This is a genomic window from Brevibacillus fluminis (assembly GCF_003710825.1).
Lineage (GTDB): Bacteria > Bacillota > Bacilli > Brevibacillales > Brevibacillaceae > Brevibacillus_D > Brevibacillus_D fluminis.
Map to the genome: position 1 here is coordinate 99,079 of NZ_RHHQ01000021.1, position 16,051 is coordinate 115,129.

General features: G+C 52.1%; 17 protein-coding genes. All 17 read left to right on the forward strand.

Translation table 11 applies throughout. From position 1 onward, the window contains the following. The 17 genes from EDM56_RS24605 to spoIID all read left to right on the forward strand — a co-directional run bounded on the left by EDM56_RS24605 (position 1) and on the right by spoIID (position 16,036). Positions 1-372 carry an NADH-quinone oxidoreductase subunit A gene (locus tag EDM56_RS24605; RefSeq protein WP_122920584.1) on the forward strand — a complete coding sequence of 124 codons (372 nt, stop codon included), beginning with the start codon at positions 1-3 and terminating at the stop codon, positions 370-372. Beyond that, positions 363-881 carry a NuoB/complex I 20 kDa subunit family protein gene (locus EDM56_RS24610; protein ID WP_122920585.1) on the forward strand — a complete coding sequence of 173 codons (519 nt, stop codon included), beginning with the start codon at positions 363-365 and terminating at the stop codon, positions 879-881. The genes EDM56_RS24605 and EDM56_RS24610 overlap by 10 nt, the downstream gene beginning before the upstream one ends. Next, positions 878-2,140, forward strand: coding sequence for an NADH-quinone oxidoreductase subunit C (locus EDM56_RS24615; RefSeq protein WP_122920586.1), 1,263 nt, complete (start codon positions 878-880; stop codon positions 2,138-2,140). The genes EDM56_RS24610 and EDM56_RS24615 overlap by 4 nt, the downstream gene beginning before the upstream one ends. A 3-nt stretch (positions 2,141-2,143) precedes the next feature. Beyond that, a complete protein-coding gene (locus EDM56_RS24620; RefSeq protein ID WP_122920587.1) occupies positions 2,144-3,292 on the forward strand; it encodes an NADH-quinone oxidoreductase subunit D in 1,149 nt (382 codons plus the stop codon). Beyond that, the gene (gene nuoH, locus EDM56_RS24625; RefSeq protein ID WP_122920588.1) at positions 3,292-4,302 is read left to right on the forward strand and encodes an NADH-quinone oxidoreductase subunit NuoH; all 1,011 of its coding nucleotides are present in this window, start codon (positions 3,292-3,294) and stop codon (positions 4,300-4,302) included. The genes EDM56_RS24620 and nuoH overlap by 1 nt, the downstream gene beginning before the upstream one ends. Before the next feature lie 43 nt (positions 4,303-4,345). After that, positions 4,346-4,759, forward strand: coding sequence for an NADH-quinone oxidoreductase subunit NuoI (nuoI, locus tag EDM56_RS24630; RefSeq protein WP_122920589.1), 414 nt, complete (start codon positions 4,346-4,348; stop codon positions 4,757-4,759). 2 nt (positions 4,760-4,761) lie between these two features. Next, the gene (locus tag EDM56_RS24635) at positions 4,762-5,274 is read left to right on the forward strand and encodes an NADH-quinone oxidoreductase subunit J (RefSeq protein WP_122920590.1); all 513 of its coding nucleotides are present in this window, start codon (positions 4,762-4,764) and stop codon (positions 5,272-5,274) included. Next, complete coding sequence (gene nuoK, locus EDM56_RS24640) at positions 5,274-5,585, forward strand: NADH-quinone oxidoreductase subunit NuoK (protein ID WP_122920624.1); 312 nt, start codon at positions 5,274-5,276, stop codon at positions 5,583-5,585. Before EDM56_RS24635 ends, nuoK begins: the two co-directional genes overlap by 1 nt. Before the next feature lie 21 nt (positions 5,586-5,606). Then, positions 5,607-7,523, forward strand: a complete 1,917-nt coding sequence (gene nuoL, locus EDM56_RS24645) for an NADH-quinone oxidoreductase subunit L (RefSeq protein ID WP_122920591.1) — start codon at positions 5,607-5,609, stop codon at positions 7,521-7,523. A 1-nt stretch (position 7,524) separates the two neighbouring features. Further along, a complete protein-coding gene (locus tag EDM56_RS24650) occupies positions 7,525-9,066 on the forward strand; it encodes a complex I subunit 4 family protein (protein WP_122920625.1) in 1,542 nt (513 codons plus the stop codon). A 3-nt stretch (positions 9,067-9,069) separates the two neighbouring features. Next, complete coding sequence (nuoN, locus tag EDM56_RS24655) at positions 9,070-10,599, forward strand: NADH-quinone oxidoreductase subunit NuoN (protein ID WP_122920592.1); 1,530 nt, start codon at positions 9,070-9,072, stop codon at positions 10,597-10,599. 108 nt (positions 10,600-10,707) lie between these two features. After that, positions 10,708-10,938, forward strand: coding sequence for a DUF1146 family protein (locus tag EDM56_RS24660; protein WP_122920593.1), 231 nt, complete (start codon positions 10,708-10,710; stop codon positions 10,936-10,938). Positions 10,939-11,051: 113 nt separating this feature from the next. Then, positions 11,052-11,801, forward strand: coding sequence for a YwmB family TATA-box binding protein (locus EDM56_RS24665; protein WP_183192580.1), 750 nt, complete (start codon positions 11,052-11,054; stop codon positions 11,799-11,801). 25 nt (positions 11,802-11,826) lie between these two features. Then, the gene (gene murA, locus EDM56_RS24670) at positions 11,827-13,158 is read left to right on the forward strand and encodes a UDP-N-acetylglucosamine 1-carboxyvinyltransferase (RefSeq protein ID WP_122920595.1); all 1,332 of its coding nucleotides are present in this window, start codon (positions 11,827-11,829) and stop codon (positions 13,156-13,158) included. Positions 13,159-13,236: 78 nt separating this feature from the next. Next, positions 13,237-13,737: an Lrp/AsnC family transcriptional regulator gene (locus tag EDM56_RS24675; protein ID WP_122920626.1), complete on the forward strand. Its 501-nt coding sequence runs from the start codon at positions 13,237-13,239 to the stop codon at positions 13,735-13,737. Next, complete coding sequence (locus EDM56_RS24680; RefSeq protein ID WP_122920596.1) at positions 13,737-14,915, forward strand: aminotransferase; 1,179 nt, start codon at positions 13,737-13,739, stop codon at positions 14,913-14,915. The genes EDM56_RS24675 and EDM56_RS24680 overlap by 1 nt, the downstream gene beginning before the upstream one ends. A 110-nt stretch (positions 14,916-15,025) precedes the next feature. Further along, positions 15,026-16,036 carry a stage II sporulation protein D gene (gene spoIID, locus EDM56_RS24685; RefSeq protein WP_122920627.1) on the forward strand — a complete coding sequence of 337 codons (1,011 nt, stop codon included), beginning with the start codon at positions 15,026-15,028 and terminating at the stop codon, positions 16,034-16,036. The last annotated feature ends 15 nt before the right edge of the window (positions 16,037-16,051 follow it).

Here is a 16,051-nt window from a genome sequence, read left to right on the forward strand (position 1 = left end):
ATGAGTGCAATCTACACGAACAATTACGTGATTGTGGCCATCTTCATCCTGCTCGGTGTCCTGCTCCCGGTTGCGACCGTAAGCATCATCGGGCCACTCGTACGCCCCAGTAACCCTTCTGCTGAGAAGACGACCACTTATGAGAGCGGTAACATTCCGGTCGGGGATAGCTGGGTTCGATTCAATGTCAAGTATTACATCTTTGCCTTGTTATTCGTTATTTTTGATGTAGAAACCTTGTTCCTTTACCCATGGGCCGTTGCCTATAACCAGCTCGGCCTCTTTGCGCTGGTTGAAATGGTTATTTTCATTGTTTTGTTAGTTATCGGTCTTGTCTATGCATGGAGAAAGAAGGTGCTGGAATGGAACTAGATCTCAGAAACGTTGCGCCTGATTTGCAAGAAGAGCTGAATCGTAATGTCATGTTTACCACGCTGGAGACCGTGAAAGGCTGGGTGCGCAGCAACTCGCTTTGGCCGCTGACGTTTGGCTTGGCCTGTTGCGCCATTGAAATGATGGGCACCGGTGGAGCCAACTATGACCTTGACCGCTTCGGCGTGATTTTCCGTGCATCGCCTCGTCAATCTGACGTGATGATTGTGGCAGGAACCGTAACGAAAAAAATGGCACCTCTGCTTCGTCGCCTTTATGATCAAATGGCAGAACCGAAATGGGTGATTGCCATGGGTTCATGTGCGACTGCAGGCGGACCTTATGTGAAATCGTACAGTGTTGTAAAGGGTGTAGACCAAATCGTGCCGGTAGACGTTTACATTCCAGGCTGTCCGCCGAACCCTGCGGCACTCATCTATGGGATCAACAAGCTGCAGGAAAAAATCCGGTATGAAGCGAAGACTGGAAAGCGGGTGACCAGTCAATGAGCGATGAAAAACGCAAGCCGACGCCAGAAGAGAAGGCGGCAGCAGCAGCGGCAGCTCGCGCAAAAGCGGAGGAAGCGCGCCGGCTAAAAGAACAAAAGGAGCTTGAGACGCCAAAGCAAGCGGAAGAGGCGCCATCGCCGGTCGCAGAGACGACAGAAAACAACGAATCAAGCGATTCCATCCAAAATAAAGTTGAAGAGGCAAAAGAGGCTCCGCAGCAAGATGATCTTGCGTTGGCCAAGGCAAAAGCCGCAGCAGCAGCCAAAGCAAAAGCCGCGGCAGCAGCGGCGGCAAAGGCAAAAGCGGAAAAAGAAGCTGAAAGCGCTAAGGCAGAACCGAGCGCCGAGGAAGCCGATAGTGAGGCAAAGGCAGTGCCAGCAGATGATGATCTCGCGCTAGCCAAAGCAAAAGCGGCAGCAGCTGCTAAAGCCAAGGCCGCAGCGGCCGCAGCGGCAAAAGCCAAAGCAGCACAAGAAGCGGGCGCGGGGGAAGTGGCGACGCCAGCGGCAGAAGGCGCTGATGCAGACGCGAAAGCCAAGGCGGCAGCAGCAGCTAAAGCAAAAGCCGCAGCGGCAGCTGCAGCGAAAGCCAAAGCAGCCAGGGAAGCGGCAGGCACAGACGGCACGGAAGTCGCCGATGCCGATGATGCCAAAGCGAAAGCCGCAGCAGCGGCTAAGGCAAAAGCAGCAGCTGCAGCAGCAGCCAAGGCAAAAGCAGCTGGAGGCGCAGCGGACGCAGGAGCAGCCGAGCCGGAAGCGCCGGAAGCGCCGAAAGAGCCATCAAAAAACCAACCGTACCTCGATAAATATGTCAAAGCAATCGCCGACAAGTTTGGCGCCGAAGTAATTGAGGCGTCGTACATCAACGAGTTAGCGAAAGACGTACCTACCTTAACGATTCAAAATGAACGCTGGCATGAAGTAGCCCATTATTTAAAGGCGGACGAGCAGCTTCATTTTGACTACCTGTCCAATTTGCATGGCGTCGACTATGAAGATCGGATGGAAGTCTACTATCATTTTTACTCCTATAAAAATCGTCAAAGCCTTGCAGTGAAAGTGAAAACAAACCGAGAGCAGCCGACTGTTCAATCCGTAATGGACTTGTGGAAAGGCGCAGACTGGAACGAACGGGAAACCTACGACCTGCTGGGTATCCAGTTCCCGGGCCATACCAACCTGACGCGCATCCTATTGCCAGACGACTGGGTCGGGTATCCGCTCCGCAAAGACTATGTACAGTACGATGAGGAGGTGTAGGGTATGAGCTTGGAAGTCACGTCAACCAATTCATATACCTCCCCGGATACGGGCATTCGCACAGAAGAAATGCTGCTCAATGTCGGACCGCAGCATCCGAGCACGCACGGTGTGTTCCGTTTGGTAGTAAAGATCGATGGCGAGACCGTGACGGAAGCGATTCCGGTTATGGGCTACCTGCACCGCGGCACAGAAAAATTGGCGGAAAACTTAAACTACACGCAAATCATCCCGTATACGGACCGTCTTGATTATGTTTCGGCCATGACAAACAACTATGTGCTCTGCCACGCAGTTGAAACCATGCTGGGCTTGCAAATTCCTGAGCGGGCTGAATTCATCCGTTTGATCGCGATGGAGCTGAACCGCGTCGCCAGCCACCTTGTCTGGTGGGGGACGTACCTGCTTGATATCGGGGCAATGGGGCCGTTCCTGTATGCGTTCCGCGACCGCGAGAAAATCCTCGATTTCTTCAATGAGCTGTGCGGCGCCCGGATGACGTTCAACTACATGCGTGTGGGCGGCGTCAAATGGGATGTTCCGCCAGGCTGGATCGATCGCGTGAAAGAGTTCGTCCAATACATGAAAAAAGAACTGAAAAACTACCACAATCTTGTGACTGGCAATGAAATTTTCATCAGCCGCCTCAAGGGAATCGGCAAGTTTGACGCGAAGACGGCACTCGACTATTCGCTTTCCGGCGTCATGCTGCGGAGTACAGGCATCAAGTGGGACTTGCGTAAGGATGAGCCATATTCGATTTATGACCGTTTTGAGTTTGATGTGCCGGTTGCTACTGAAGGAGACTGCATGTCCCGCTATCACCTGCGCATGGCAGAGATCGAACAATCGCTCCGCATTTTGGAGCAAGCGCTCGAGCAATTCCCAAGTGAGGGCGAGATCTTAGGCAAGGTGCCTCGGGTCATTCGTCCACCAGTCGGCGAAACATACGTGCGAATCGAAGCACCGCGCGGCGAGATCGGCGTGTACATCGCGAGCCAAGGCAAAGATAAGCCGTGGCGCTTGAAGCTGCGCCGCCCATCGTTTAATAACCTGCAAATTTTGCCCAAGCTGCTTGAAGGCGCAAACATCGCCAACATGGTGGCGATATTGGGCAGCATCGATATCGTGCTCGGGGAGGTTGACGCGTAGTGAGAGAATTGCTGCAACAGACGACATCCCTGTGGAACGTTTCGCTGTTTGTGATTGCCGCTGTCGTTTTGCTCCTTGTCGTGTTGGGCTTCGTGACATATGCCATCTATTTCGAACGCAAAGTCATTGGATGGATGCAGCTGCGGATCGGTCCAAACCGCGTTGGCCCGCTTGGTCTCTTGCAAACGGTCGCGGACGTAGCAAAGCTTTTGCTGAAAGAGGACACGCGTCCCAAGCATGCTGACAAAGCCTTGTTCGCGTTGGCTCCGGTACTGGCATATGCACCTTCTTTTGCCGTTCTGGCGATCATGCCGTTCACTGACAAAATCCAGTTTGCAGACATCGGGATCGGTGTTTTGTACTATGTAGCCTTGTCAGGGATTACGGTGCTCGGCGTCATCACAGCAGGCTGGGCCTCCAATAACAAATACTCGCTGATCGGTGGCTTGCGCGCAGCGGCGCAAATGATCAGCTATGAAGTGCCACTGGTCATGTCGATCGTTGGCGTCGTGCTTTTGACCGGCAGCATGAATTTGCGTGAGATTGTCGAAGCACAGACCGACATGTGGAACATCATTCCGCAGTTCCTCGGATTCGTCGTTTTCATCATTGCTGCGCAAGCCGAGCTGAACCGTTCGCCATTTGACTTGCCGGAGGCCGAATCCGAGCTCGTCGCGGGCTACCATGTCGAGTACTCGGGTTTCCGTTTTGCCATGTTCATGCTCTCCGAGTATGTGTATATGTTCGGCATGGGTTCCTTGGTGACGATTCTGTTCCTTGGTGGCTGGCTGCCGATTCATCCGGCGCTCGGGTTCATCCCTGGCATCGTTTGGTTTATTCTCAAATTTTCACTCTACGTCTTCTTCCAATTCTGGGTTCGTGCAACAATGCCTCGTCTGCGTGTCGACCAACTGATGTCGTTCGCATGGAAATGCTTGTTGCCGCTGGCGCTTTTCAATATTTTGCTGACCGCCGTCGTGATTTCGTACCAGCACGGCATGTTTCAGTAAACGCGCCTGAGTAAAACCAACGACCACCAAAGGGGTGAAACATATGCTAGGTTTGGCAAAAGGATTGGGCTTTACCTTCAAAAAGCTCACGGAGAAAAAAGTGACCCACTTCTATCCGGATGTGCCGTTCCCAATGCCGCCGCGTTTTCGCGGAATCCAGCACTTTTCTCCGGAGAAATGCATTGTGTGCAACCAGTGTGCGCGCATCTGTCCGACCGAATGCATCCAGCTTACGGGCAGACCCCATCCAGACCCGGAGAAAAAAGGTAAAATTATCGATACGTACGACATTAACTTTGAGATCTGCATTCTGTGCGATCTCTGTACAGAGGTATGCCCGACAGAGGCGATCGTCATGACCAACAATTTCGAGTTGGCGACTTACAGCCGCGACGAGCTGTACAAGAACTTGAAATGGTTGGATGACAACAATACGAACGTCAGGGAGGAGAACTAGCGATGAGCGGTTCGTTTGTTGCATTTTTTATCCTGTCTCTCCTGACGATCGGGGGAGCGGTCTTCATGATCAGCTTTAACCGAGTCGTACATATGGTCATCTCGCTCGGGATCTCCTTCCTCTCCATCGCAGGTCTGTTTATTCTGCTGGGGGCCGAGTTTGTTGCGGTATCGCAAATTCTCGTTTACTCCGGTGCGATTTCGATCCTGATGCTGTTCGGGATCATGCTCACCAAGCATGATGATAAGGAAGAGGGCTCCCGCAGCTTGAAAAAGAGACAGTATGTGAGCTTATTGTTCGTAGCGGTCTTTTTCATCATCGTTTTCTGGGGCATTCAAAACACCGTGTGGCCGAATGTGCCGCAGGAAGCTGCTACTGACGTGAGCAACGCCAAGCAGATCGGTATGGCAGTCTTCACCAATTATGTGATTCCGTTTGAGCTGTTGTCTGTGTTGCTGCTTGTCGCATTGGTGGGCGCGATCATCATGGCCAAGAAAGAGGGGGGCAAAGAATGATAGCTGTACCGGTCTCCTCCTATTTGCTTGTGGCTTTGATTCTCTTTTGCGTCGGCATGTATGGCGCCTTGACGAAGCGCAACACCGTTATCGTACTGCTGTCCATCGAGCTGATGCTCAATGCCGTCAATATCAACTTGGTCGCCTTCGCCAAAATGGGGCTTCACCCTGCGCTGACCGGCCAAATTTTCACCTTGTTTACCATGACGATCGCTGCGGCTGAGGTTGCCGTCGGTTTGGCGGTGCTGATCGCTCTGTACCGCAATCGCGATACGGTCAATGTCGATGAGATGGACTCGATGAAACGCTAGAGGAAAGGGAAAGGTGAACATATGGATACAATCATGCAATACGCTTGGCTCGTCCCTCTTTTCCCGCTGTTGGCGTTCATTTTGATTGTCTCGTTCGGCAAACAATTGAAAGAGGGAGCAGCCTGGGTCGGAATTTTCGCGGTAGGTGCTTCGTTCGTGCTGGCGCTCATGACCTTTATGGCCCGGTTTCAAGAGGGCGCAGTCGATGTGAAATACCCGATCGAATGGCTGCATATGGGCGACATCGTCGTCCGCATGGGCTTTGAGGTGAACCAGCTCAATGCGATGATGCTGTTGATCGTTACATTTGTCAGCTTGCTGGTGCAAATTTATTCCCGCGGCTATATGCATGGGGACGAACGGTTCCCTGTCTTTTATCAGTATTTGTCGCTGTTTACGTTTTCGATGCTGGGTTTGGTCATTTCGCCGAACCTGCTGCAGGTCTACATCTTCTGGGAACTAGTAGGGGTTTGTTCGTTCCTGCTCGTCGGTTACTACTATTTCAAGCCGGAAGCCAAAGCGGCTGCTAAAAAGGCATTCATCGTCACTCGGATTGGGGACGTGGGGCTGTTCATCGGGATTGCGCTCCTTTTCTGGTGGACGGGCAGCTTTGAATATACGGAGATTTTTAACGCCATTTCCCTTGGCAAGTTGGAGCCTTGGATGATTACCTTGGCGGCCATTCTGATTTTTATCGGTGCGATGGGGAAATCAGGTCAGTTTCCACTGCACACCTGGTTGCCTGACGCAATGGAAGGCCCGACTCCGGTTTCGGCCTTGATCCACGCGGCGACGATGGTAGCGGCGGGCGTGTACTTGGTTGCAGCTGCGTATCCTTTGTTTATCGCTTCTACTATGGCGTTGACTGTCGTTGCCTATGTCGGCGGCTTCACAGCGATTTTTGCCGCCTCCATCGGATTGACCCAGCGCGATATCAAGCGCGTGTTGGCGTACTCGACCGTGAGTCAGCTCGGGTACATGATGCTTGCTTTGGGCGTAGCGGGCGCTGCTGGCTATGTGGCAGGCACATTCCATCTGATGACACACGCGTTCTTCAAGGCGTTGCTTTTCCTCGCGGCGGGCAGCGTGATTCATGCCGCACATACGCAAGACATTTTCGAAATGGGCGGCTTGTGGAAAAAAATGAAGGTGACTGGCTGGGTTTTCTTGATCGGCTGTCTGGCGATTGCCGGGATTCCGCCATTTGCCGGTTTCTGGTCGAAAGAAGCGATTTTGGGCGCAGTCGCGTCAGCCCATCGCTATGATTTGCTAGCACTCGCGCTGATCGCGGCGTTTTTCACCGCGTTTTATATGTTCCGTCTTTTCTTCCTTACCTTTGTCGGCAAGTCGAACGTGAAGGAGAGCGTGCATGTGCATGAATCACCTGGCACCATGACGCTGCCGATGATCTTGCTGTCGATTCTCGCGATTGTCGCCGGTTTTATCAATACGCCATTTGGGCCGGTGCTGCAGGAATGGATGATGAGCGGAACAACGGGCGAAGCGATCAAAAGCGTATTCGGCGATGCTGAAGGCCATGCCGCGGCATGGGTGCAAATCGTCGCGATCCTGGTCTCGCTCTTGGGTATCTGGCTCGCTTACCTGATGTATGCGAAAAAATCGGTGTCTCCTGCAAGCATCAAGGACGCTTTCCCTTGGGCGTACCAAATGTCCTACCGCAAGTACTACATCGATGAATTCTATCATTTTGTGTTTGTTCGCCCACTCGCAGGGCTTGGATACGTCCTTGATGCGTTCGACCGCTATATCGTTGACGGCTTGGTGAGCTTGGTCGCAAAACTCACGCAGGCAATCGGTGCGGTTCATGCGCGCCTGCAAAGCGGACAGATGCAAACATACGGACTCATCGTCTTAGTGGGCATCGTGCTGCTCCTGATTGGCTTCACGGTAAAAGGAGGTGTTCCGCTTGGGAAATAATATGCTGCTATCGTTGATTACGTTTTCGCCGCTTCTGGCGATTATCGTCCTGGCGTTCATTCCGAAGCAGCAGGGCGGCGTAATCAAACAGATTGGGATTCTCGGAACGCTTTTGCCGCTCATCATGTCGCTGATGCTGTTTACGAATTTTCATTATCAGCAGCCTGGCATGCAGTATGCGGAGCACCATGACTGGATTTCTATACCTGTCGGCACGGATCAGGCGGGGCAAGTGTTCGAGTTCAAGATCGGGTATGAGATGGGAGTCGACGGTTTGTCGATGCCGCTCATCGTCTTGACGGCAGTAATCGCGACGCTTGCCGCTGTGGCTTCCTGGAGCATGAAGAAGCGCCTTAAGGAATACTTCATTTTGTTCAATGTGCTGTTGATCGGGATGTTTGGCGTATTCGCTTCGCAAAACCTGTTCCAGTTTTTCATCTTCTTTGAGATGACGCTTGTGCCGATGTTCTTTTTGATCGGCATTTGGGGATATGGCGAACGTGAAAAAGCGGCAAACAAGTTCCTGATTTATAACGGGGTCGGCTCGGCCATCATGCTGATCGCCTTTTTGATCATCTATCTGACCATTCCTGGAGTCGATGGCAACCCGACGATGAATATGAGTCAGCTGACGGAAGCGCTCACTTCTCCGAACAATCAGATGCTGGCTCAGCTACCGGAAAGTTTTAAATTCGGGCTGTTCCTTGCACTTTTCATCGCATTTGGAATCAAGCTCCCGATCTTCCCGTTCCATACGTGGATGCTCAAGGTGCACGTGCAGGCTCCGCCAGCGATCGTTATGATCCACTCCGGGATCTTGCTGAAAATGGGTGCGTACGGTTTACTGCGCATGGGAATCGGCTTCTTTCCAGAACAAGCCTATAAATTCGCGACATGGATGGCTGTGCTCGGTGTGATCAACATTTTGTACGGCGCTGTACTTGCTTTTGTACAGAAGGACATGAAAATGGTTATGGCCTACTCCAGTATCAGCCACATGGGTATCGTCTTGCTCGGGTTCGCGGCGATGAATACAATCGGCTTCCAGGGAGCGATCTTCCAGGTTGTCTCGCACGGTTTCATCTCTGCACTGATGTTCTTCCTCATCGGGGTTATCTGGGAACGGGTCGGCACCTCAACGATCAGCGAGCTGGGCGGCATGGCCAAATCGATGCCATTTGCTAGCGGCATCTTCTTGACGGTCGCGATGGCGTCGCTGGGCTTACCAGGCATGTCCGGCTTTATCAGCGAGTTCCTCGCCTTCCTCGGCTTGTTCGGTTCGATGCCGGTCATCGCGGCAATCGGAGCGCTGGGAATTATTTTGACAGCAGTCTACCTGCTGCGCGCTGTGCTCAAAACCACTTTCGGACCGACGGCAGAACGGTTGAAAGGCGCTGCTGATGCACAGCCGATGGAAGTCATTCCGATGGTCATCCTGCTCGGCTTCATCCTTCTGATCGGGATTTACCCAGCTGTGCTGGCAGACCCGCTGCAGCAAACGTTGAAAACAATTGTCCCAATCGTCACCGGGATAGGGGGGTAAGCGATGGGCGCGATTACGATTTTTTCATATAACTGGAGCTACCTTCTGCCTGAATTCACGGTGCTCGGCTTTGCGACAGTGCTGTCGCTGCTGGATCTCTTTTTAGGGAAGCATGTCAAACGGTCGTTGATCGGCTGGCTGTCTCTCATCGGCATTTTGCTTGCCGGATATTTTGTCATTCATAATGTAATGACGGTCAAAGATCCGGTGTCTTATATGGCCGACATGTTCCGCGTCGATCATTTCGGCAATGCTTTCAAGCTCATCTTTTTGGGCGGTATGGCGTTCACCTTGCTGCTCTCGCTTGCCAATAATCGGGACAACGATGAGGTCAGCCATCAGAGCGAATATTACTATTTGCTGCTGACCGGCTTGCTCGGGGCGATGGTGATGGCGTCTTCCGCTGACATGATCACGTTGTTCGTCGGGCTCGAATTGCTCTCGCTGTCGTCCTACGTCCTGGTCGGTTTGCGGAAGCAGTCGATTCAAAGCAACGAATCGGCGATGAAATATGTCGTTTCCGGCGGGATCGCCACCGCTGTCACGCTGTTCGGGATGTCGTATCTGTACGGTTTAACAGGGGCGACCAACCTGTTTGAGATCTCCCAACGGGTAACAGAGGCGTATTCATCGGGCTACAGCTTCCTGGTCATTCTTTCGTTTGTCTTCATCGTGGCTGGCCTGGCGTTCAAAATTTCCGTCGTGCCGAACCATCTGTGGACGCCTGACGTGTATCAAGGCGCTCCGACTCCGGTGACCGCATTCCTGGCGGTTGTCTCCAAAGCAGCAGGGTTTGCCTTGGTGTTCCGCTTCTTGTTCACGGCTTACATCGGTTTGGTCGGTCCAAATGGCGAGCGCGTCTTCATGTCAGAGATGAGCTGGTATCTGTCGATCATCGCCGGACTCTCCATGATCATCGGGAATACCATGGCGCTGCGCCAGACGAACGTGAAGAGAATGATGGCTTACTCGGGCGTGGCGCAAGCAGGTTATCTTCTGGTTCCGTTTGTGACGCTGACACAGCTTTTCTTTGAGCAAAGCTTGTTCTATCTCTTTGCATATCTTTTGGTTAGCTTTGGGGCCTTTGCGGTGATCATGATTGTGACGAAAGACCAGAAGACAGAGGACATCAAGGCATTTGCCGGTCTGTACCATCGTGCGCCGTTCGTGGCGATTGCGATGACCTTCTTCCTCTTGTCACTGGCCGGGATTCCGATCAGCGCCGGATTTTTCGGCAAATTTTATCTGTTCATGAGCGCGATATTCCATAGCAGCTACGTGCTTTCGGGTATCATGATCGCGACCAGTGTGATATCGTATTTTTATTACTTTGGGTTCATCCGCCAAATGTACATGCGCCCAGGCTTGACGGAAGCCAAGCTGAAGGTGCCGGGAACCGCAGGCGTGGTCATCGTCATCGCTGTCCTGGCGACCATCGTATTTGGGATCGTTCCTGGCGTGGCGCTTGATTTCTTGCATACGCACTTCAATCCGAATTTTGATTTCGGCGGGATGCAAATGCCAAGTAAATAAGCAAATGGTGGAAAAAGTGAAAACAGGTTTGCGAAAGAAAGAAAAGGGATGGCGCAGACGCCTCCCTTTTTTCTTCGGCAGTGACCAACTTTAAAAGGAGGTAAAATCATGGGTTCACTCGCGACGACTGGCCTGCTCAACATCATCGTCTCCATCATCTGCATTGCGGCGAGCTGGTGGGCTTTGCAGTCTTTCCGCTTTGATCTCTTTGTGAAAAAAGCGAATAGCGCACAGTCCAAGCTGCTCCAAATCCTGCTCTCCATCGTAATTGGCAGCGGTGTGGCGCGGTTTCTGATGGAATATCTCGCTTCATCCCTATTGCTGCGGGACTTGTTCTAAGATTGTTGTATGAAATGCCAGGAAAACGGCAGGTGAAATTTGGTATATCCCTCCAGTATTTTGTGCAAACTAAGCTTATATAGAAAAAGCGTGTTGATATGGGGAGGTACCAAATGAGGAGAGGTTGGCGGACGTACGGCTTGCTGTTTGTTTGTCTGGTTTCGGCGGTGGCTTATTACGGAAACGTTTCTGCGAAAACGCAAGAAGCGGAGGTAGTTGCAAGCATCACGGAAAAACTTGAGCAAAACAGCATAGCAGTGACGGACGCGACTGTTCGCATGTCGGTAACCTTGCCAAAGCTCTCTGGTACCAAAGAACTAGCGGAGCAAAACGAAGCGTGGGCGGCTGCGTTGCAGATTTCGCCCGACCCAGCAGCGGAAAGGGAAAACGGTGTGTTTGTTTATCAAAATACTGCGGTTTTCGCGGCCCAAGAGCTACAATATCGGCTGGTGGGTGTTCCCAATTCTGGGAAGCTGAACGCATATCTTGTGGTGACAGTCAAGGGAAAACGCAACCATTTACAAGATATAGTGGAAAAACAGCAAAACGTCATCAAACTGTTGCAAAGACAAGCCTTGATTCCGCAAATTAGCACTTGTATTGCCGGAATATACAATGATACACTGAGTGTTGATCAGCAGGAGGAACGGATATTTTCCTTATTCCGCTCTCTCCAAGCAAGCGAGATAGAGCGTCTCAAAGACGAAACGGTGGTCAGTATCTCCGGTTATACTCGCTTGTGGGATCAAGCAATTCTTTCTCATAATCAAAAAATGAATCTGCAGGTGGCTGCCCATCGTGACGTCGAGCAAAAACTGACTCGATTCACGGTCGGGACCCCCATTATTACAGCGGAATATTAAGCATTGGCACGCGGAGGGGTACACATTGGATAAAATCGTTGTCCGCGGTGGTAGGGCATTAGCGGGAAATGTGAAAGTATCGGGCGCAAAAAACGCAGTTCTTCCCATTATTGCGGCATCGATATTGGCTGAAGAAGGCACATGCCTGATTCATGAAGTTCCTGGTTTGGATGATGTCCATACCATATGTGAATTGATACGATCATTACAGGTAAACGTTACATATGATAATGAAACGTTGACAGTTGACGCGACCGGTTTGAAGGGCATTGAAGCTTCTTATGATCTGGTTCGCAAGATGCGCGCATCGTTTTTGGTCATGGGACCACTGCTTGCTCGAAAAGGCAGAGCGCGGGTAGCATTGCCTGGAGGTTGTGCAATTGGAACTCGCCCGATTGATCAGCACCTGAAAGGGTTCGAGGCAATGGGCGCCAAGATCGAGATCGGACAGGGCTTTATTGAAGCGACGGTAGATGGCCGTCTGAAGGGCGCCAAAATCTATTTGGACATTCCAAGTGTGGGCGCTACGGAAAACATCATGATGGCCGCCGCATTGGCGGAAGGAACGACTGTAATCGAAAACGCTGCGGAAGAGCCGGAGATTGTCGATCTGGCGAATTTCCTCAACAGCATGGGTGCGAAAATTCGCGGCGCAGGGACAGGCTCCATTCGGATTGAAGGCGTGGAGCGCATGCGCGGCTGTGTTCACTATGTGATTCCTGACCGGATCGAAGCGGGAACCTTCATGATTGCCGCTGCGATTACAGGCGGTGACGTGTTCGTTGAAGGCGCGATTTGTGACCATGTGAAATCCGTTTCGGCCAAGCTGCGCGAAATGAATGTCGGCATCGATGAGCAGGAAAACGGCATTCGCGTTTGGCGCAAAGGGCCGCTGAAGACGGTGGACGTCAAAACGTTGCCGCACCCGGGTTTCCCAACTGACATGCAATCGCAGATGATGGCGTTGCTGTTGGCCTCGGAAGGGACAAGCATTGTGACGGAAACGGTTTTCGAAAACCGCTTTATGCACGTGGAAGAATTCCGCCGCATGAGCGCCAACATCAAAATCGAGGGTCGCAGCGCAATTGTGGAAGGCGGCGTGAAGCTGACGGGAAGCAAAGTTACGGCAACCGATTTGCGCGCAGGTGCTGCATTGGTACTCGCTGGCCTGATTGCGGAAGGAGACACAGAGGTTTCCGGTCTGCACCATCTGGACCGTGGCTATGTCAACTTTACGGAGAAGCTGAAAAAGCTGGGTGCGGACGTGGAGCGAATCAACGTAGAAAAGCAGTCTGCATTGGAAATGGAAGCGAAGCATCAGCCCATAAAAGTAAATCTATCACCGAATTTTGCCTAAGACTTCCATTCAGGAAGTCTTTTTCTTTTTTAGAATCGGTGTGGTATCATGGGGGAGAAAATGAAGGGAGTGGGGCTTGTGAACAGAGAGAAACAAAGAGAGCTCCTGCGTTTGTTAGAGGAAGACAGCCGTCTGACCAACGAACAAATGGGGACGCTATTGGGCGTTGCAGCGGAAGAGGTAGCGAACGAAATCAAGCGGTTGATCGACGAGAAGATCATCGTCAAATTTCCGGCCCTGGTAAACTGGGAACGCGTAAATGACAATCCGTTTGTAACAGCAATGATCGATGTAAAAGTTGCACCGAAGCGCGAAGTGGGCTTTAACGAAGTGGCGGAGCGAATCTCCCGTTTTCCCGAAGTGGAGGCGGTCTATCTGATGTCCGGCGCCAATTACGACTTGTCTGTCGTGATGGAAGGCAAATCGATGCGCGAAGTAGCGGATTTCGTTTCACAGAAGCTGGCCACTTTTGAAGGGGTCATTTCCACAGCCACACACTTTATTTTAAAACGATACAAACATGATGGCATCTCGTTCGAAGAGCGCGATGACGACCATCGGATGGTGGTGACCCCGTGATGAAGCAAGCGACAGCAACCAATACAAGACTAGCAAAGACAGTCGCAGAACTAAAGCCGTCGGGAATCCGCCGTTTTTTTGATTTGGCGGCCTCGATGGAAGGGGTAATTTCCCTCGGTGTGGGCGAACCGGATTTCGTCACGCCATGGCGTTTCCGCGAAGCGTCCATCTCCTCGCTGGAGCGCGGCCATACGGCGTACACATCTAATGCCGGTCTGCTCGAGCTTCGCAGAGAAATTAACAACTATCTCGAAACGCGTTATCAAGTGTCCTATCATCCGGAAACGGAGATTTTAATCACGGTAGGCGCGTCGGAAGCAATCGACATCGCCTTGCGCGCGGTGCTGAATCCTGGCGATGAGGTGCTGATCGTCGAACCGTGTTATGTCTCCTATGAACCGATCGTGAGACTGGCGGGCGGCGTCCCTGTCTTTTTGACGACAAAAGCGGAAAACAGCTTCAAGCTGACTCCGGAAGAGCTGTCGGCCAAAATCACCTCCCGCACCAAAGCGGTGATTTTCTGCTATCCGAATAACCCGACCGGCAGTACGATGAGCAAGGAAGAATGGCTCAAAATCACGCCGATCCTGGAAAAACATGATCTTCTTGTCATTTCCGACGAGATTTATGCGGAGCTTACGTATGACAGCTCCCACTATAGCTTTGCTGCCCTGCCGGGGATGAAGGATCGCACAATTCTGATTTCCGGATTCTCCAAGGCGTTTGCGATGACCGGCTGGCGTTTGGGGTATGTGTGTGCCTCGCCTGACCTGCTGGCAGGAATGCTCAAAATCCACCAGTACACCATGCTGTGCGCGCCGACAATGGCGCAGATGGCTGCGCTGGAAGCCATGAAAAATGGACAAGGCGAAGTGGACCGGATGGTAGAGAGCTATCGCCAACGCCGCAACTATATTGTGCATGCGTTCAAGCAAGTGGGTCTTGCCTGCCACGAACCGGAGGGTGCTTTCTACGCATTCCCTTCCGTCAAATCGACGGGCTTGACTGCCGCTGATTTCGCCGAGCAACTGCTGATGGAAGAGAAAGTGGCTGTCGTGCCGGGCGATGTATTCGGTGAAAGCGGCTATGGTCATATCCGCTGCTCGTATGCGACCTCGCTTGAACAGCTGGAGAGAGCGATGGAGCGGATCGGCCGCTTTGTCTCTCGCCTCTCTTAATTTGCAAACATAGCAATTCGTTTCTATCGTTCTATCCTCCTCGACGCGGACATAGACTGTAATCGTCTAAGTTGTCCAGTACGCATCGGGGAGGATTTTTGCATATGCGCATGCGAAACTATCTGATTGTTCTTCTAGTTGCGATTCCGCTTGTGATCGTCGCAATTCCGGCCCTTCTCGTCAAGTACGCGCCTACATTTGCACCCACGCCCAAGCCTGCCAGTCCGCAGGTGACTCCGACTACGATTAACGTAGCATCCCAAATCCCCATCAACGTGTACCGAACCGCGACGAAAACGATTGAAACACTTCCCATCGAATCGTATATCGAAGGCGTGGTGGCAGCCGAGATGCCGGCGGAGTTCGAGCTGGAAGCATTGAAGGCACAGGCGCTTGCCGCACGGACCTACATCGTCAGACGTTTGCAGGAAAGAGCTTTCAACGATGTGCCAAAGGGGGCGGTGGTGTTAGATACCGTTCAGCATCAAGTCTTTATCGACGATAAACAGCAGCGGGAGCGCTGGGGAGAGCAATACGCCTGGAAAAGCAAAAAGATCCAGCAGGCTGTGCTGGCGACAGCGGGAGAAGTGCTGACCTATGGCGGCAAGCCGATCGATGCGACGTTTTTTTCGACGAGCAATGGCTATACCGAAAATGCGGATGAATACTGGGCGGAGAAAATTCCTTACCTCAAAAGCGTCCCGAGTCCCTGGGACAGTGAATCGCCGCGATATTTGCAAAAAACGACGATCCCGCTGGTGGAATTCGAACAGAAGCTCGGGGTGCGACTCGATACGCCAGCGATGCAGGGAAATAGCGGCAGGTGGTACACCGTTCTCAGCGAGACAACGGGCAAACGTGTAGGGAAAGTACGTGTCGGCGACAAGGAGTTTTCCGGGCGGGAATTAAGGGAACGACTGGGGCTGAATTCAACCGCATTTTCCATGCAGCTGAAAAGCAATGGCGTGGAAATCACCACGAATGGCTATGGTCACGGCGTGGGGATGAGCCAGTGGGGGGCGAACGGAATGGCTAAGGCAGGCAAGAGCGCCGAGCAGATCGTAAAGTACTTCTATCAAGGGATTGCGTTAGAAAACTACGGGAAAATGCTCAAAAGTTAACAAATTTTTACTTTT

What these genes read in the sequence shown, in the direction of transcription:
- EDM56_RS24605 (WP_122920584.1), top strand. Translation starts at nt 1, where the DNA reads ATGAGTGCAATCTACACGAACAATTACGTGATTGTGGCCATCTTCATC.
- EDM56_RS24610 (WP_122920585.1), top strand. Translation starts at nt 363, where the DNA reads ATGGAACTAGATCTCAGAAACGTTGCGCCTGATTTGCAAGAAGAGCTG.
- EDM56_RS24615 (WP_122920586.1), top strand. Translation starts at nt 878, where the DNA reads ATGAGCGATGAAAAACGCAAGCCGACGCCAGAAGAGAAGGCGGCAGCA.
- EDM56_RS24620 (WP_122920587.1), top strand. Translation starts at nt 2,144, where the DNA reads ATGAGCTTGGAAGTCACGTCAACCAATTCATATACCTCCCCGGATACG.
- nuoI (WP_122920589.1), top strand. Translation starts at nt 4,346, where the DNA reads ATGCTAGGTTTGGCAAAAGGATTGGGCTTTACCTTCAAAAAGCTCACG.
- EDM56_RS24635 (WP_122920590.1), top strand. Translation starts at nt 4,762, where the DNA reads ATGAGCGGTTCGTTTGTTGCATTTTTTATCCTGTCTCTCCTGACGATC.
- nuoL (WP_122920591.1), top strand. Translation starts at nt 5,607, where the DNA reads ATGGATACAATCATGCAATACGCTTGGCTCGTCCCTCTTTTCCCGCTG.
- EDM56_RS24650 (WP_122920625.1), top strand. Translation starts at nt 7,525, where the DNA reads ATGCTGCTATCGTTGATTACGTTTTCGCCGCTTCTGGCGATTATCGTC.
- nuoN (WP_122920592.1), top strand. Translation starts at nt 9,070, where the DNA reads ATGGGCGCGATTACGATTTTTTCATATAACTGGAGCTACCTTCTGCCT.
- EDM56_RS24660 (WP_122920593.1), top strand. Translation starts at nt 10,708, where the DNA reads ATGGGTTCACTCGCGACGACTGGCCTGCTCAACATCATCGTCTCCATC.
- EDM56_RS24665 (WP_183192580.1), top strand. Translation starts at nt 11,052, where the DNA reads ATGAGGAGAGGTTGGCGGACGTACGGCTTGCTGTTTGTTTGTCTGGTT.
- EDM56_RS24680 (WP_122920596.1), top strand. Translation starts at nt 13,737, where the DNA reads ATGAAGCAAGCGACAGCAACCAATACAAGACTAGCAAAGACAGTCGCA.
- spoIID (WP_122920627.1), top strand. Translation starts at nt 15,026, where the DNA reads ATGCGAAACTATCTGATTGTTCTTCTAGTTGCGATTCCGCTTGTGATC.